Raw genomic sequence first — 16,372 nt, forward strand, 5'->3', positions numbered from 1 at the left:
AAAGTCATTCTCCTTTCTTATTCCAAATCGTCATATCTCCAAAATCATGTTTCAGCAGATCGTTACTATGAATAATGGCATATTTAAATCCCAAATATTCACTACGAATATCCAACAACTCCTTTATAACCGGATAATAATCTTCTTTCTTACCTGACATATATTCATTAACAGCATAAGAGAAAAAGTTCATTTTTTGAATAAACTCATCATAAAATCGTTGTTCACGACAGTTCCTATAAGGTAGTTTCCCATTAAATAATAAATTCAACAACTGAATCGTTGAAAGCACTTCGGAAGTCGCATGGTCACTATTAAATATTACTTTCTGATTGACAAAGTCATTCGAATGCCTTATTATAGTCTCTATGTCATAATGGATCGGATCTAAGATATCATCATACTTATTCGATTTTTTATTATTGCAGTATCCACAAGCTACAAATAAGTTTTCCCATGTTTGTTTCAAGTCTCCATTATTAGCTTGCGACTTGAAATGTTCTACTTGGTAATCTGTTGTCAAATGCCGTTCGCACAAATAACATTTATCATTCTGATCCATCAGTAATTGTTTGCAGACTTCGTCCGTATTATAACTTTTATCTAAAGTTTGTGGCTTATCCGCATTCTTACAAATTCTAATCATCTTAATTCATTCTTATTTTGCCACTCTCTTTTCAGATCATAATATTTAGCTTTAACTGCAGGAGCTACTGCCTCCGGAATCTTATCAAAATCTTTCAGATACATATCCAATTCACTTTTATCCGAAACAGAAAGCTGCTCTGCACGAATCAACTCTTCCAGCCGTTGTAAACGCATTTGAATTTCACTGGAATCTGTGCGAACACCAAAGTAACCTTCCGCTAATGCTTCATAAGAATAATCCGTTAAATCTTCAATCGGTTCACGATGTTCCAAATCAAAAGCAACAGCATTCTCTAAAGAATTAAGAATAAAAGGAGAATGAGTAGTAACAATAAACTGTATATTAGGGAAAATAGCAGTCAACATCGGCAAGATCATTCGCTGTAGTTCCAAATGAAGATGTGTTTCTATTTCATCAATCAACACAATTCCCTCTTTCTCGTATGCACGTACCACATTATCCTGCGATTGCATTTTTAAGATTAAATCGGCTACGATGTCCAATGCAGCTGAATATCCTGCTGACAACTCCGTGAATTTAAACGATTTTCCACGTGTTTGAATGAGGAAAGAGTAATCTTTATAATTGAAATCAAGTTCCAGGGTTGTATCATTAAATATCTGACGGAGGATATTACGAAAACCGACAAACCATTGACGAATATAATCAGCATCCTCCATTTTTCCTTCATTACGGGCTAAGGCTTCTTGCACTTTACAGTCAACCATAAAATTCAAGAACTGATCTACTTTATTGTGTGTCAGATCAGTTTTCATTTCCAAATCCGGTTTAATCGGATTCTTAGGTTCTACAAAAAGAGATCTACGTTCATCTGCATAATAGGCTATGATAAAATCTTGACTTAGAAAATCCTTAGAGATGGAATATATATCATGGAATGAAAGTTCCACTTTTCCATACATTTCTTCAATTCTAGTTTTATAATGTTCAATACTATCCTGATTAGAGACAATATCTCGCAAATTATTAGCGGCCTTAGCCGTTTGCAACCATGTTCGATGAGATATTAAATTCTTTTTAACATCTAAAAAGCTCAACGTCTTATCATTGCAAACCTTGCTCAAATGCTCCACAATTGCATTCAACAAAATAGTCTTACCACTTCCGTTCTTTCCCGTAATAATCAGATGTTTTTTCTCATTTTCAGAAATTGGAATACAAAAGTTTTCCAAATGAAAAATGTGATTAACCTTGATATTCGTAATAAAATTACCCATAGTCCTTTATACTTGATGATTACTTTTGCAAAGTTAATTTTTTAAATCTCATTTTCCATCATCTTCTTTATAAAGTTTACTTGTTTATCTCTTATTATTTTGTAGATTTGTAACTTTAAGTTTATTCAAAAAGACTTTTTATTCACATGAAAAAAGTAACTTTATTAATGAGTGGAATCATGGTGATGTCATGCGCTCCCCAACAGAAAAGCTAGTCTACCCCGAGACAGCGAAGGTAGACACCGTAGACGTGTACTTCGGTACACAAGTTCCCGACCCTTACAGATGGTTGGAAAATGACACCAGTGCAGCTACTACTGCCTGGGTAGAAGCACAAAACAAAGTAACGAATGAGTATCTAAGCCAGATTCCGTTCCGGGAAAACTTGTTGAAACGATTGACCACACTGGCCGATTACGAGAAAATCAGTGCGCCAATCAAGAAACATGGCAAATATTACTTCAGTAAAAATGACGGCCTGCAGAACCAGAGTGTATTCTACGTACAGGATTCACTGGACGGCGAGCCTCGCGTTTTCCTCGACCCGAACAAGCTCTCGGACGATGGCACAGTGGCACTGACCGGTCTTTATTTCTCAAACGACGGCAAATATACCGCTTACAGTATCTCACGCAGCGGATCGGATTGGTCTGAAATATTTGTCATGGACACTGAAAGTGGCAAGTTATTGGAAGACCACATCGAATGGGCCAAATTTACCGGTGCCGCCTGGCAGGGAGACGGATTCTATTACAGCGCCTACGATGCTCCCGCCAAAGGAAAAGAATTCTCCAACGTAAACGAAAAGCACAAAATCTATTATCACAAAATAGGTGAACCGCAATCGAAAGATAAACTGATTTATCAGAATCCGGCTTATCCGAAACGTTTCTATACAGCCAGCACCAGCGAAGACGAACGTATTCTCTTCCTCACAGAATCCGGTGCCGGAAGAGGGAACAACTTATTTATACGAGACCTGAAAAAGCCGAATTCTCCTTTCATCCAACTGACTACCGACCTCGACTACCAATACTACCCGATTGAAGTGATAGGCGACCAGATTTATATTTATACTAACTATGGCGCACCGAAAAACCGGATCATGGTAGCCGACATCAACCGTCCGAAACTGGAGGACTGGAAAGAACTCGTTCCCGAATCGGAAGCCGTTCTTTCAAACGCAGAAGTGATCGGTGGAAAACTGTTCCTTACTTACGACAAAGATGCTTCGAACCATGCATACGTTTACGGGCTCGACGGCAAGCAGATTCAGGAAATCCAACTGCCGTCACTCGGTTCGGTAGGCTTCAGCGGCAACAAAGACGATAAAGAATGTTTCTTCGGATTCACTTCATTCACCATTCCGGGTGCCACTTATAAATATGACATGGACCAGAACACCTATGAACTATACCGTGCACCGAAAGTACAGTTCAACTCGGATGATTTTGTGACGGAACAAGTATTCTTTGCCAGCAAAGACGGTGTAAAAGTCCCGATGTTCCTTACCTATAAGAAAGATCTGAAGAAAGACGGAAAAAATCCTGTATTCCTTTACGGATACGGTGGTTTCGGCATCAGCCTCAACCCTGGTTTCAGTGCAATGCGCATCCCATTCCTCGAAAATGGCGGTATCTACGCACAAGTCAACCTGCGTGGTGGCAGCGAATACGGTGAAGACTGGCACGTAGCCGGAACTAAGATGCAGAAGCAGAATGTATTCGACGACTTCATCTCTGCTGCCGAATATCTTATCAACGAAAAATATACGAACAAAGATAAAATCGCCATTGTAGGTGGCTCCAACGGTGGTCTGCTGGTAGGTGCCTGCATGACACAGCGTCCGGACCTGTTCCGTGTAGCAATTCCGCAGGTAGGCGTGATGGATATGCTACGCTATCATAAATTTACTATCGGCTGGAACTGGGCAAGCGATTACGGAACAAGCGAAGACAGCAAAGAAATGTTTGAATACCTCAAAGGCTATTCTCCATTGCACAACCTGAAACCGGGCACGAAATATCCGGCAACACTGGTGACCACTGCCGACCATGACGACCGCGTGGTTCCCGCCCATTCATTCAAATTTGCCGCTACGCTGCAAGCAGACAACGACGGTACAAACCCGACACTGATCCGTATCGACAGCAAAGCAGGTCACGGTGCAGGTAAACCGATGGCAAAAGTACTTGAAGAACAAGCAGACATCTACGGTTTCATCATGTACAACCTAGGGATGAATATTAAGTATTAGCGCTGAATACTTACATTAAATATTAGGTATAAGGTATTAAGTATAAGTCTATGCGGTTTGCAGCGCAGCCTAATACTTAATACCTTATACTTTATACCTAGCACTTGTTCCTACTATCATTTTATCATTATTTAATCAAAATAATGGCATAAAATCAATCACATCTGAAAATTTTTCCTATATTTGCAGTGAGTTAGTTGACATTTTATCAGAATTAACCTTTTAAAATATAGTATCATGAACATCCAGAAAATCATGTCCTCTTTGGAGGCTAAGCATCCCGGTGAATCTGAATATCTTCAGGCAGTGAAGGAAGTTCTTCTTTCTATCGAAGATATATACAATCAACATCCTGAATTTGAAAAAGCTAAAATCATAGAAAGATTGGTAGAACCTGACCGTATCTTCACTTTCCGTGTGACATGGGTGGACGATAGAGGCGAGGTACAGACCAATCTCGGCTATCGTGTACAATTCAACAATGCGATAGGTCCTTATAAAGGTGGTATCCGTTTCCATGCATCCGTTAATCTTTCCATTCTGAAGTTCCTTGGTTTCGAACAAACATTCAAGAATGCACTGACTACCCTGCCTATGGGTGGCGGTAAAGGCGGTTCCGATTTCTCTCCACGCGGTAAGAGTAATGCCGAAATCATGCGTTTCTGCCAGGCATTTATGCTGGAGTTGTGGCGCCATCTCGGGCCGGACATGGATGTGCCTGCCGGTGACATCGGCGTAGGAGGACGTGAAGTGGGCTATATGTTCGGCATGTACAAAAAACTAACTCGTGAATTTACCGGTACATTCACCGGCAAAGGATTGGAATTCGGCGGTTCATTGATTCGTCCGGAAGCTACCGGTTTCGGAGGACTGTATTTTGTCAATCAGATGCTTCAGGCAAAAGGGATTGATATAAAAGGTAAGACAGTGGCAATTTCCGGTTTCGGCAACGTTGCCTGGGGAGCAGCTACTAAAGCTACCGAACTAGGTGCAAAAGTAATCACGATTTCCGGTCCGGACGGATATATCTACGATCCGGATGGTATCAGTGGTGAAAAAATAGACTATATGCTCGAACTTCGTTCTTCGGGTAACGATATTGTGGCTCCTTATGCCGAACAATATCCGAACGCAACCTTCGTAGAAGGAAAACGCCCGTGGGAAGTGAAAGCAGACATCGCACTTCCTTGCGCCACCCAGAACGAATTAAATGGAGAAGATGCTCAAAATCTCATAAAAAATGACGTACTTTGCGTCGGAGAAATTTCCAACATGGGATGTACCCCTGAAGCTATCGATCTTTTCATTGAACATAAGACGATGTACGCTCCGGGTAAAGCGGTCAACGCAGGTGGTGTAGCCACTTCCGGTCTGGAAATGTCTCAAAACGCAATGCACCTTAGCTGGAGTGCTGCCGAGGTGGACGAAAAGCTCCATGCAATCATGCACGGCATCCATGCACAATGCGTGAAATACGGCACGGAACCCGACGGATATATTAATTATGTGAAAGGTGCCAACATTGCCGGGTTTATGAAAGTAGCTCACGCAATGATGGGACAAGGCGTTATTTAATAATTGAAAATTGAGAATTAAAAATTAAAAAATAAAAGAGTTTGGTAGTGGACTATGTTAGTCAACAAGACATTTATTTTTCAATTCTCAATTTTTAATTCTCAATTTATTCAAGGACTTTGTTTAGTTGTATTTGTATTTGTGGTTTGCGCTGCTCGCCTCCTGTGACAGGACGCGGGTAGCGCTATTTTTTTGAGATTAACGTTATTTTCGCTGGAATTAATTATCTTTGTGGCATAATAGGTTAAATAATAGTTTGTGAATTTGTTATATGCGATAAATAACTCACAACTAATAATTTACTATTATTGGTTTTGTAATTAATAATCAAGTAATAAATAAAAAATGCTACAACCCGAATTGAAATTTCGCCGTGACAAAATTCGCAGCCTGATGGTGTCACAGGGCATCGACGCCGCACTTATCACTTGTAATGCAAATTTAATTTACACGTATGGCTGTGTAGTCAGTGGCTATCTTTACCTCCCCCCTTCATTCGCCTGCACTATTATTTTTTAAACGTCCTAATAACATCACAGGAGAGCACTCATTCTCTATCCGCAAACCGGAACAAATCGTTGATCTGCTGAAAGAACAAGGATTGCCGATGCCAACCAAACTGATGTTAGAAGGTGACGAACTTCCTTATACGGAATATTGTCGTCTGGCCAGTCTCTTCCCGGAAGCGGAAGTGGTAAATGGTACCCCGTTGATTCGCCAGGCGCGCAGTGTGAAAACACCTGTAGAAATTGAAATGTTCCGCCGCTCCAGCATTGCTCATGCAAAGGCTTATGAGCAGATTCCAAGTGTATACCGTCCCGGTATGACGGACATTGAATTTTCCATCGAAATAGAACGTCTGATGCGCCTGCAAGGTTGTCTTGGAATTTTCCGGGTATTCGGACGCAGTATGGAAATATTCATGGGTAGTGTACTGACCGGAGACAATGCCGGTTACCCCTCTCCTTACGATTTTGCCTTAGGCGGTCAGGGACTTGATCCTGCCTTGCCGGGAGGAGCAAATAAAACTCCGTTAAAAGAGGGACAAAGCGTTATGGTGGACTTAGGTGGCAACTTCAACGGCTACATGAACGATATGAGCCGTGTATTCTCCATCGGCAAACTGCCCGAAGAAGCTTACACCGCCCATCAAGTTTGTCTGGATATCCAGGAAAAGATTGCTTCCATTGCCAGACCGGGCATTGCCTGTGAAGTGCTTTACGACACAGCAATCGAAGTAGTCAAAGCAGCCGGATTTGCCGACAAATTTATGGGAACAGGACAACAAGCCAAGTTTATCGGTCACGGCATCGGACTTGAGATTAATGAAGCTCCGGTACTGGCTCCCCGCATAAAGCAACCATTAGAACCGGGTATGGTCTTTGCCCTCGAACCGAAAATCGTTATTCCGGGTGTAGGTCCCGTAGGTATTGAGAACTCCTGGGTAGTGACCAACGAAGGAATCGAAAAACTGACAAACTGCAATGAAGAAATCATTGAATTAAGTTAAACAGACAATGAAAAAGATGTGTCCGGCAAAGAACAGGCACATCTTTTTCTACTAATAATAACACACTTAACCCCCAAAAACAATGAAACAACCTTTCATTCTAACCCTTGTTTCCTCTGTTGCCTGCGCTGCAACAGCCGCCAACAAAGCACCGGAAAACACCACACCGACAAAGTCAAAAACACCCAACGTTGTATTTATCTATGCCGACGATCTCGGCTACGGCGATCTGGAATGTTACGGAGCTAAAAACGTACAGACACCCAACGTCAACCGACTGGCAAAATCGGGAATCCTTTTCACCAATGCTCATGCAACAGCCGCCACCAGCACCCCTTCCCGCTACTCCATGTTGACCGGAGAATACGCATGGCGCAAAGAAGGAACGGATGTAGCGGCAGGAAATGCCGGAATGATTATCCGTCCCGAACAATACACCATGGCAGATATGTTCAAAAGTGTCGGTTACGCCACTGCCGCAGTAGGCAAATGGCATCTGGGACTCGGAGATCAAACCGCCACTCAAGACTGGAATGCTCCGTTACCTTGTGCACTGGGCGATTTAGGTTTCGACTATCATTACATTATGGCAGCTACAGCCGACCGTGTACCTTGTGTGTACATCGAAAACGGGAAAGTAGCCAACTATGATCCGAGTGCTCCCATCGAAGTCAGCTATCAAAAGAACTTCGAGGGTGAACCAACCGGAAAAAGTAATCCTGAATTACTTTATAACCTCAAGCCAAGTCACGGTCACGATATGTCGATCGTTAATGGAATTTCACGCATCGGTTTTATGAAAGGCGGTGGAAAAGCACTCTGGAAAGACGAAAACATTGCAGATTCACTTACCACACACGCCATTCGATTCATCGAGGACAACCAAAACAAACCTTTCTTTCTCTACTTTGCCACCAATGACGTACATGTGCCCCGCTTTCCTCACGACCGTTTCAGAGGAAAAAATCCGATGGGATTAAGAGGCGACGCTATCGTACAGTTCGATTATTGTGTCGGTGAAATCCTGAATGCACTCGAAAAACTGGGATTAAGAGAAAATACACTCATTATTCTTTCAAGTGACAACGGCCCGGTAGTAGACGACGGATACGATGACAAAGCAGAGGAACTGCTCAACGGTCATAGTCCTGCGGGACCGCTACGGGGCAACAAATATAGTGCCTTCGAAGGAGGAACCCGTATTCCTGCCATCGTCAGCTGGCCTGCAGGAGTAGAAAAAGGAATGACTTCAGACTTATTGGTTTCACAAGTGGACTGGCTCGCCTCTCTCGCTTCCCTGACCGGAGCTACGATGCCTAAGAATGCCGCACCGGATAGTTACAACTATCTGGGAAGTTGGCTGGGTAAAGAAAAGACAGACCGCCCGTGGGTGATAGAGCAGGCTTCCAATCACACACTGTCCGTCCGCACCAAAGACTGGAAATACATCGAACCGAATGACGGACCGAAAATGATTCAATGGGGACCGAAGATAGAAACCGGAAACTCTAAAGAACCCCAGCTTTATAAGATGAAAGAAGTGAAAGAGGTAACCAACTATGCAAAGAATATGCCGGAGAAAGTGGCAGAACTGCAGGGTATCCTTCAAAGCGTACGTGAAGGAAATGTTTCATTTTAAAGACAACAACATCATGAATCATCAATCAATCCCATTGATAGGCAGCATCCTGCTTCTATCTACCCTATCTGCCAACGGACAGAAAAAAAATACCCAGCCCAATATCCTCTTCATCCTTTGTGACGATATGGGATATGGAGACTTGGGATGCTACGGTCAACCATTTATCCGCACCCCTCATATAGACGCCATGGCCAGTGAAGGAATGCGTTTTACGCAAGCATACGCAGGAAGTCCCGTCAGCGCCCCTTCCAGAGCTTCATTCATGACAGGACAACATTCAGGCCATTGTGAAGTACGAGGTAACAAGGAGTACTGGAAAAATGCACCGATCGTGGAATATGGACAGAATAAAGAATACTCAATAGTGGGGCAACACCCTTATGATCCCGACCACGTAATCCTGCCGGAGATCATGAAAGATAACGGCTACACCACAGGTATGTTCGGCAAATGGGCCGGAGGTTACGAAGGCTCCTGTTCCACTCCCGACAAACGGGGGATAGACGAATACTACGGTTATATCTGTCAGTTTCAGGCCCATCTTTATTACCCTAATTTCCTGAACCGTTATAGTAAAGCGTTGGGTGACACCGGAGTGGTACGTGTAGTGATGGATGAAAACATCCAATATCCGATGTATGGTCCCGACTACCTGAAACGTCCGCAATATTCGGCCGACATGATCCACCAGAAAGCATTGGAGTGGCTGGATCAGCAAGACGGTAAACAGCCGTTTTTCGGCGTATTGACTTACACCTTGCCTCATGCGGAACTCGTTCAGCCGGAAGATTCTATCCTGAATGAATACAAAGCTAAATTCAACCCGGATAAAGAATTTAAGGGAAGCGAAGGCTCACGATACAACGCCATCACGCATACACACGCCCAATTTGCTGGAATGATTACCCGCCTGGACTATTACGTGGGCGAAGTTTTGAAAAAACTGAAAGAAAAAGGACTGGACGAAAACACATTGGTTATTTTCTCCAGTGACAACGGCCCTCACGAGGAAGGCGGAGCCGATCCTACTTTCTTCGGCAGAGACGGAAAACTACGCGGACTGAAACGTCAATGTCACGAAGGAGGAATACGTATTCCATTTATCGCCCGTTGGCCGGGACACATACCTGCAGGCGAAGTAAATGATCACATCTGTGCATTTTATGATTTAATGCCGACGTTCTGCGAAGTCATTGGTATCAAAGACTACGAAAAGAAATATCGCAATAAGGAAAAAGAAGTCGATTATTTCGATGGGATTTCTTTCGCTCCCACACTGCTGGGTAAAAATAAGCAAAAGAAACATGACTTTCTGTATTGGGAGTTTGATGAAACAGACCAGATTGCCGTACGCATGGATGATTGGAAAATGGTAGTGAAAAAAGGAACACCGTTCCTCTATAATCTAAAAACAGATATTCATGAGGATCATGATATAGCACTCCAACATCCGGATATCGTGGAAAAGATGAAGGCTATCATCTTTGAACAACATACTCCGAATCCTCATTTTTCGGTAACGTTGCCCAAACGGTAAACGTACGGATAAAGAAATAATGAGTAATCAGCAGTTGGAAAGCAAGTTATCATTCATTTCCGTACCGTTTTCACCACAGAGGACACGGAGGACACAGAGTTTTCAGAGTTCTAATTCAGAGATTATTATAACCTCTGTGTCCTCCGTGTCCTCTGTGGTGAAATAGTTCATTTATATACTGTTTTTACTCCAATTCAACTACTGACTCGTATAAATCTGTATCTGAATACTATAATATATCTGTTCCATCCTTCTATCAGCGGATAGGCGTCATTCCCATCTTCTTCGCCCGTTCCAACATGAAAGCATGAGCCGCCTCATATTCGTTCGGAATCACTCCATCCAAGATTGCATCTTTAATAGCACTCTTCAAGACTCCGACCTCACGACAAGGTTCCAAGCCGAAAATCTCCATAATTTCTTCACCGCTCACAGGAGGCTGGAAATTACGGACACGGTCTTTCTCTTCCAAATCCTTCAGTTTCTGTCGAACCAACTGGAAGTTATTCAGGAAACGCTGTTTACGTTCCATATTCTTGGAAGTAATGTCCGCTTCGCAAAGCATCATCAAGTCGTCAATGTCATCACCCGCTTCGAAGAGCAGACGGCGTACAGCCGAGTCTGTCACCACGTCATCCGCGATAACGATCGGGCGCATGTGCAGGCTGACCAGCTTTTGTACATACTTCATCTTCTCATTCATCGGCAACTTCATCTTGCGGAAGATATGCGGAATCATCTTTTCACCGATAAAGTTATGATTATGGAACGTCCATCCCGCTTTAGGTTCCCAACGTTTCGTGACAGGTTTGGCAATGTCGTGCAACAAAGCAGCCCAACGAAGCCAAAGGTTATCAGTCTTCTTGCTGATATTATCCAGCACTTCCAACGTATGATAAAAATTATCCTTATGGGAACGCCCGTTCCGTGTTTCCACCCCCTGCAAGGCAGCAAATTCCGGAAAAATCAACGGCAGCAAACCGCTACGCTCCAAATCAATAAATCCTTTTGAGGGGATTGGAGAAAGAATAATCTTATTCAGTTCGTCCGCAATACGTTCACGGGATATAATTTCAATCCGTTCCTTATTCCGGCAAAGCGATTCGAAAGTATCATCATCAATGTAAAAACCCAATTGCGTAGCAAAACGGATGCAACGCATCATGCGCAAGGGATCATCGCTGAAAGTGATATCCGGGTCGAGGGGAGTGCGGATTGTCTTTTCCTTCATATCCTCCAAACCTCCGAACGGATCTACCAATTCGCCAAAACGTGCTTTATTGAGACATACGGCCAAAGCATTGATCGTGAAATCGCGACGATTCTGATCGTCTTCCAGCGTGCCGTCTTCAACGATAGGTTTACGCGAATCCCGTTGATAAGACTCTTTACGCGCACCAACAAACTCTACTTCCGTGCCTCTATATTTTACTTGTGCTGTTCCGAAATTCTTGAAAACAGAAACATGAGCACCACGTCCCAACTGTTTTCCAAGGGCTTCCGCCATTGCAATTCCACTTCCTACAACTACTACATCTATATCTTTAGAGGGACGCTGCAGAAAAATATCACGAACGTAACCACCTACCACATAACACTCCATACCAAGTGTATCAGCCGTTTCGGCTATCTGTCCGAAGATGGGTTCGCTAAAATGCTGCTTCAATTCCTCTTGAGTCAACTCTATCATTCTTTTTAGTTATAAGTTTTGAGGGGACAAAATTACAAAAATAAGGGATATATTTGTACTTTTGCCGCTAATAAAACCAGTAAATAGAATTTGTGATGAAAAAACTGACTATCCTCTTTTTTGGGTACGCTGGCATTAGCTGCCTGCGGAAATGGCCTTGAGAAAAAAGCCAATGAAAAACTGATGGTTGCCAAGGCTGCCTACGAACGTGGCGACTATGAAGAAGCTAAGTTACAAATTGACAGTATCAAGATTCTCTATCCCAAAGCGTTCGAAGCACGTAAGGCGGGACAGGCACTGATGCTCGATGTTGAAACAAAGGCACAGCAAAAAACGCTTGCTTACCTGGATAGCGCCTTTCAGGCAAAGACGGAAGAATTCAATGCCATCAAGGACAAATTCAAACTAGAAAAAGATGCCGAATATCAACAAGTCGGCAACTACCTCTGGCCTACACAGACCATTGAAAAGAATATGCACCGTTCATACCTCCGCTTCCAAGTGAACGAGCAAGGTATAATGAGTATGACTTCCATCTACTGTGGTGCCGGCAATATCCACCATACAAAAGTGAAAGTGATTGCCCCTGACGGCAGTTTTGCAGAAACTCCAAGCTCCAAAGACAGCTACGAGTCAACGGATATGAACGAGAAAATAGAAAAAGCTGACTACAAACTAGGGGAAGACGGAAATGTAATCGAATTCCTGAATCTCAATAAAGACAAAAATATCCGTGTGGAATATATAGGCGACCGCACCTATAAAACGACAATGAGTCCCACCGACCGCCAGGCCGCAGCAGGTGTTTACGAATTAGCACAAATCCTCTCTGCCATGGAGCAGATTAAAAAAGAACAAGAGGAAGCCAACCTGAAAATCGGATTCATCAATAAGAAGAAAGAACGGAAAGCACAGGAAGAAATTACCGATTAGTAAAAAGAAACCATTCAGCAAAAAGAAAACTATCCGGTTAGAAAGAAATATATTTAGGCACGGATTACGCGGATTACACGGTCTTGGCTGCGCAATCTTTTTAAAACCGTGTAATCCGCGTAATCCGTGCCTACTTTCTTACTTATAATATCACTCATAACCGTCAAAAGAGAAGCTATCCAGCAGAAAAAAACATTGGTTAATAATAAAATAGACGGGAATAGTTGTTATTTTTCATAAACGACAACTATTCCCGTCAAATGTATAATGAGACTCTTAATCCTCTGCGTGAGAGAAAAGGCGTTTCCTGGTAGGGAGAAAAGGCGTAGTCTGCCATCATCAAACGGCGTAGCCTGACAACCCAAAACGGCGTGGTCTACACACCTTTATTTCACCCTTCTATTCAACTGATTATTAGCCTTTTCCTGTTTCGATTTTCCGACCCGTTTTCCGGTCGTCTTCTTTTTACCGACTGCAGACTTTGTCTTTCCGGCAAAAGGATTGTTACTTTTTTTGATTGGCATAGACAGCAATTATATAAACAGTACTTATTTCTTATAACTCCTATTCTCCTTCGTAATACTCACCCAAAAACCAGCGAGCCACAAAATCCCAGTTTTCCCGCAACAACTCCTTTCCGTTCTCAAACGGGAACTGTGCTTCCGGCAACAAATCATGTTCCATTCCATATTTCAGCAGATCAAACGGACACAAGCCTTCTTCACAAAACAATTCGTATGCTTCCTCTTCAGCCAGTTCGGCATTGTAGAGCGGATTACGTTTGTCTGCAAAATATTCGGCTACATCAGGACCGATCAACAACCCTTTCGGATTGGCAAAAACCACGAAGTTACCGAACTCCTTTAAGTCAGGCAACAAAGAATCCTCTTCATCTTCCCACTTCAACGACTGCACAAAGAAAAATTTCAGCGCTTCGTAAGAATCAAAGTATAAAAGTGGTTCACCTTTGCTCGCTTCAAGGAAACGTTCTACGTTTGTAGGCATCTTTTCTCCCGGCAAAACTACCGGCAGAGGCATCCGCTTCTTTTGCATCAGCTCCGTTTCCATCAGCCAGTCCGTTGCCAGGTGATCGCTGATAGGAGCCAATTCGAACGCAGCATCCAAACGGTTGTAAAGTGTATCCGCAAACTCCAGCAAATCCGCATCCATCGGGTTCTCTACTCCATCAAAATCATCGCCAACCGGAGAATTGATGGCCCACAAAAGGAAAACAACATCTTCACGGTTAATTTCGTCCGGCAAATATTCCTCCGTCAGTGCGTAGAAAGGCAAATAACGTCCGTAGCTTTTCCGGTGCCAATGAATAAACTGACGCCAGTTTCCGCCATCCGCTACACAATCTTCCAGGTACAAAGCCACCATCAAAGCTACTTGTTGCTGACTTTCCGCTGTTTCCCATTTAAATAAATACGATTCTGCCACCAACGGCAATAAATGATTAGCGAAATCCAGATACCATTCATCCGTGCCTACCACCTTTGCACGACCATGAGCGTCCAGCCATGCTTTCATATATATCTTCTGTTGCTTCATACTACAAACGTTTCAAAGCCAGTTTGATAACCTTTTCTACCGGAGCATCCGGCTCCTCCTTCAAGATAGCCAATACCACCTTCTGTGAAGGTGCAGCAGCAAACCCCAACATCGTCAATGCAGACACCGCCTCTTCCTGCACTTCCGCATTGGCAGGTTGCAACAACAGACCTGCGGAAGCCCCTCCGGCAGCAACCCCTCCCATTGTTTTTATCTTATCTTTCAGGTCGACAATCACGCGTTGCGCAGTCTTCAGCCCGATGCCTTTCACCGTTTTCAGCATGTTCGCATTTTCGGTGCTGATAACGTTCACCAGTTCGGCAGGCGAGAGAGCCGAAAGAATCATACGTGCCGTGTTCCCCCCGATTCCGGAGACGGAAATCAATAATAGGAAAATCTCCCGCTCCTGTTTCTCGGCAAATCCGTAGAGCACATACGCATCTTCACGAATCGCCTCGTAAATATATAGCTTACAGCTTTTCTTTCCTTGAATAGCCGAATAGGTATTCAAAGATATATTGGCGGCATATCCCACCCCGTTACAGTCAATCACCGCGGTTGCCGGACTTAGTTCGGCAAGTTCGCCCCTAATATATTCTATCATATCTAATTATATTCTATCATAACAGGGACAAAGATAAAACAATTTCACCACAGAGGACACAGAGGCCACAGAGTTTTTTCAATGTAGCACATCACACCCTGATTTGCTTTCATGCGGACCGATATCACCTGCTAGTGAAAAAAAATAAAATATTAAAGCAGATGAACCAAAGTTAGTAGTAATTTGTTTACTTTTGCAAGCAAAAGAAAGAAATTTGTTCATTAAAACCAAGAAAAGAATGAAAAAAGTAAGAGCTGCCATCGTTGGTTATGGCAACATTGGACATTATGTACTTGAAGCGCTTCAGGCGGCACCTGATTTCGAAATAGCCGGAGTCGTTCGTCGTGCAGGAGCAGAGAACAAACCGGAAGAGTTGGCAAACTACGCAGTAGTGAAGGACATAAAAGAGCTGGGAGAAGTAGACGTAGCTATTCTTTGCACGCCGACCCGCAGCGTAGAGAAATATGCAAAAGAATATCTGGCGATGGGAATTAACACGGTAGACAGTTTCGATATCCACACCGGTATCGTAGACCTGCGCCGTACCCTGAATGCTACCGCCAAAGAACATAAAGCCGTATCGATCATCTCTGCCGGATGGGATCCGGGAAGCGATTCCATCGTACGCACCATGCTGGAAGCAATTGCTCCGAAAGGCATCACCTACACCAACTTCGGTCCCGGTATGAGTATGGGACACACAGTAGCCGTAAAAGCGGTTGACGGAGTGAAAGCTGCCCTTTCCATGACCATTCCGACCGGCACGGGAATCCACCGCCGCATGGTATACATCGAACTGAAAGACGGATATAAATTCGAAGAAGTAGCCGCTGCCATCAAAGCAGATCCTTACTTCGTGAACGATGAAACACACGTAAAACTCGTTCCGAGTGTAGACGCCCTGCTGGACATGGGTCATGGTGTAAATCTGACTCGCAAAGGTGTATCAGGCAAAACACAGAACCAGTTGTTCGAATTTAATATGCGTATCAACAACCCCGCACTGACCGCACAAGTACTGGTATGCGTGGCACGCGCTTCCATGAAGCAACAACCGGGATGCTACACGATGGTAGAAGTTCCCGTTATCGACCTTCTCCCCGGCGACCGCGAAGAATGGATCGGACATTTGGTATAATATATTTTATACATAAAACAAAATTAAAATAGAGAAAGGTGATAC

The 16,372-nt window shown here is 43.5% G+C and carries 10 protein-coding genes and 3 pseudogenes; 7 read left to right on the forward strand and 6 right to left on the reverse strand.

All coding sequences use genetic code 11. The features are described from left to right. Nucleotides 1–4 precede the first annotated feature (4 nt). Nucleotides 5–646 (reverse strand): HNH endonuclease, encoded by a 642-nt coding sequence (locus NXV01_RS24460; RefSeq protein WP_117935352.1) that lies wholly within the window; start codon nt 644–646, stop codon nt 5–7. Continuing rightward, nucleotides 643–1,887 carry an AAA family ATPase gene (locus NXV01_RS24465; RefSeq protein ID WP_259023341.1) on the reverse strand — a complete coding sequence of 415 codons (1,245 nt, stop codon included), beginning with the start codon at nt 1,885–1,887 and terminating at the stop codon, nt 643–645. The genes NXV01_RS24460 and NXV01_RS24465 overlap by 4 nt, the downstream gene beginning before the upstream one ends. 146 nt (nt 1,888–2,033) lie before the next feature. On the opposite strand from NXV01_RS24465, the pseudogene NXV01_RS24470 reads away from it, so the two are divergent. The 5 genes and pseudogenes from NXV01_RS24470 (at nt 2,034) to NXV01_RS24490 (ending at nt 10,408) form a co-directional block, all read left to right on the forward strand. Continuing rightward, nucleotides 2,034–4,144, forward strand: a pseudogene (locus NXV01_RS24470) (prolyl oligopeptidase family serine peptidase). 237 nt (nt 4,145–4,381) lie between these two features. After that, complete coding sequence (gene gdhA, locus NXV01_RS24475) at nt 4,382–5,719, forward strand: NADP-specific glutamate dehydrogenase (RefSeq protein ID WP_074707804.1); 1,338 nt, start codon at nt 4,382–4,384, stop codon at nt 5,717–5,719. A gap of 345 nt (nt 5,720–6,064) precedes the next feature. Then, nucleotides 6,065–7,229: pseudogene (locus tag NXV01_RS24480) on the forward strand (M24 family metallopeptidase). 82 nt (nt 7,230–7,311) lie between these two features. Further along, on the forward strand, nt 7,312–8,868 hold the full coding sequence (locus NXV01_RS24485; RefSeq protein ID WP_074707799.1) for an arylsulfatase: 1,557 nt from the start codon (nt 7,312–7,314) through the stop codon (nt 8,866–8,868). Between the two features lie 13 nt (nt 8,869–8,881). Further along, the gene (locus NXV01_RS24490; RefSeq protein WP_259023342.1) at nt 8,882–10,408 is read left to right on the forward strand and encodes an arylsulfatase; all 1,527 of its coding nucleotides are present in this window, start codon (nt 8,882–8,884) and stop codon (nt 10,406–10,408) included. A 256-nt stretch (nt 10,409–10,664) separates the two neighbouring features. Here NXV01_RS24490 and NXV01_RS24495 read toward each other — a convergent pair whose 3' ends face one another. Next, complete coding sequence (locus NXV01_RS24495) at nt 10,665–12,098, reverse strand: CCA tRNA nucleotidyltransferase (RefSeq protein ID WP_074707796.1); 1,434 nt, start codon at nt 12,096–12,098, stop codon at nt 10,665–10,667. Nucleotides 12,099–12,193: 95 nt separating this feature from the next. On the opposite strand from NXV01_RS24495, the pseudogene NXV01_RS24500 reads away from it, so the two are divergent. Further along, nucleotides 12,194–13,031 (forward strand): annotated as a pseudogene (locus tag NXV01_RS24500) (hypothetical protein). Nucleotides 13,032–13,417: 386 nt separating this feature from the next. Here the strand turns inward: NXV01_RS24500 and NXV01_RS24505 are convergent. Genes NXV01_RS24505 through ruvA form a run of 3 tightly spaced genes read right to left on the reverse strand, consistent with a single transcriptional unit; the run spans nt 13,418 to nt 15,189 of the window. Beyond that, nucleotides 13,418–13,555: a hypothetical protein gene (locus NXV01_RS24505; protein WP_162864708.1), complete on the reverse strand. Its 138-nt coding sequence runs from the start codon at nt 13,553–13,555 to the stop codon at nt 13,418–13,420. A gap of 40 nt (nt 13,556–13,595) precedes the next feature. Further along, entirely contained in the window at nt 13,596–14,585 is a 990-nt protein-coding gene (locus NXV01_RS24510) for a DUF3843 family protein (RefSeq protein WP_148365103.1), read from the reverse strand. A 1-nt stretch (nt 14,586) separates the two neighbouring features. Further along, complete coding sequence (gene ruvA, locus NXV01_RS24515; RefSeq protein ID WP_148365104.1) at nt 14,587–15,189, reverse strand: Holliday junction branch migration protein RuvA; 603 nt, start codon at nt 15,187–15,189, stop codon at nt 14,587–14,589. Nucleotides 15,190–15,427: 238 nt separating this feature from the next. Between ruvA and NXV01_RS24520 the strand changes: the two genes are divergently transcribed. Beyond that, the gene (locus NXV01_RS24520) at nt 15,428–16,327 is read left to right on the forward strand and encodes a diaminopimelate dehydrogenase (protein ID WP_074558786.1); all 900 of its coding nucleotides are present in this window, start codon (nt 15,428–15,430) and stop codon (nt 16,325–16,327) included. The last annotated feature ends 45 nt before the right edge of the window (nt 16,328–16,372 follow it).

The organism is Bacteroides sp. BFG-606 (genome assembly GCF_024788145.1).
Lineage (GTDB): Bacteria > Bacteroidota > Bacteroidia > Bacteroidales > Bacteroidaceae > Bacteroides > Bacteroides vicugnae.

What these genes read in the sequence shown, in the direction of transcription:
- NXV01_RS24460 (WP_117935352.1), bottom strand. Translation starts at nt 646, where the DNA reads ATGATTAGAATTTGTAAGAATGCGGATAAGCCACAAACTTTAGATAAA.
- NXV01_RS24465 (WP_259023341.1), bottom strand. Translation starts at nt 1,887, where the DNA reads ATGGGTAATTTTATTACGAATATCAAGGTTAATCACATTTTTCATTTG.
- gdhA (WP_074707804.1), top strand. Translation starts at nt 4,382, where the DNA reads ATGAACATCCAGAAAATCATGTCCTCTTTGGAGGCTAAGCATCCCGGT.
- NXV01_RS24485 (WP_074707799.1), top strand. Translation starts at nt 7,312, where the DNA reads ATGAAACAACCTTTCATTCTAACCCTTGTTTCCTCTGTTGCCTGCGCT.
- NXV01_RS24490 (WP_259023342.1), top strand. Translation starts at nt 8,882, where the DNA reads ATGAATCATCAATCAATCCCATTGATAGGCAGCATCCTGCTTCTATCT.
- NXV01_RS24495 (WP_074707796.1), bottom strand. Translation starts at nt 12,098, where the DNA reads ATGATAGAGTTGACTCAAGAGGAATTGAAGCAGCATTTTAGCGAACCC.
- NXV01_RS24505 (WP_162864708.1), bottom strand. Translation starts at nt 13,555, where the DNA reads ATGCCAATCAAAAAAAGTAACAATCCTTTTGCCGGAAAGACAAAGTCT.
- NXV01_RS24510 (WP_148365103.1), bottom strand. Translation starts at nt 14,585, where the DNA reads ATGAAGCAACAGAAGATATATATGAAAGCATGGCTGGACGCTCATGGT.
- ruvA (WP_148365104.1), bottom strand. Translation starts at nt 15,189, where the DNA reads ATGATAGAATATATTAGGGGCGAACTTGCCGAACTAAGTCCGGCAACC.
- NXV01_RS24520 (WP_074558786.1), top strand. Translation starts at nt 15,428, where the DNA reads ATGAAAAAAGTAAGAGCTGCCATCGTTGGTTATGGCAACATTGGACAT.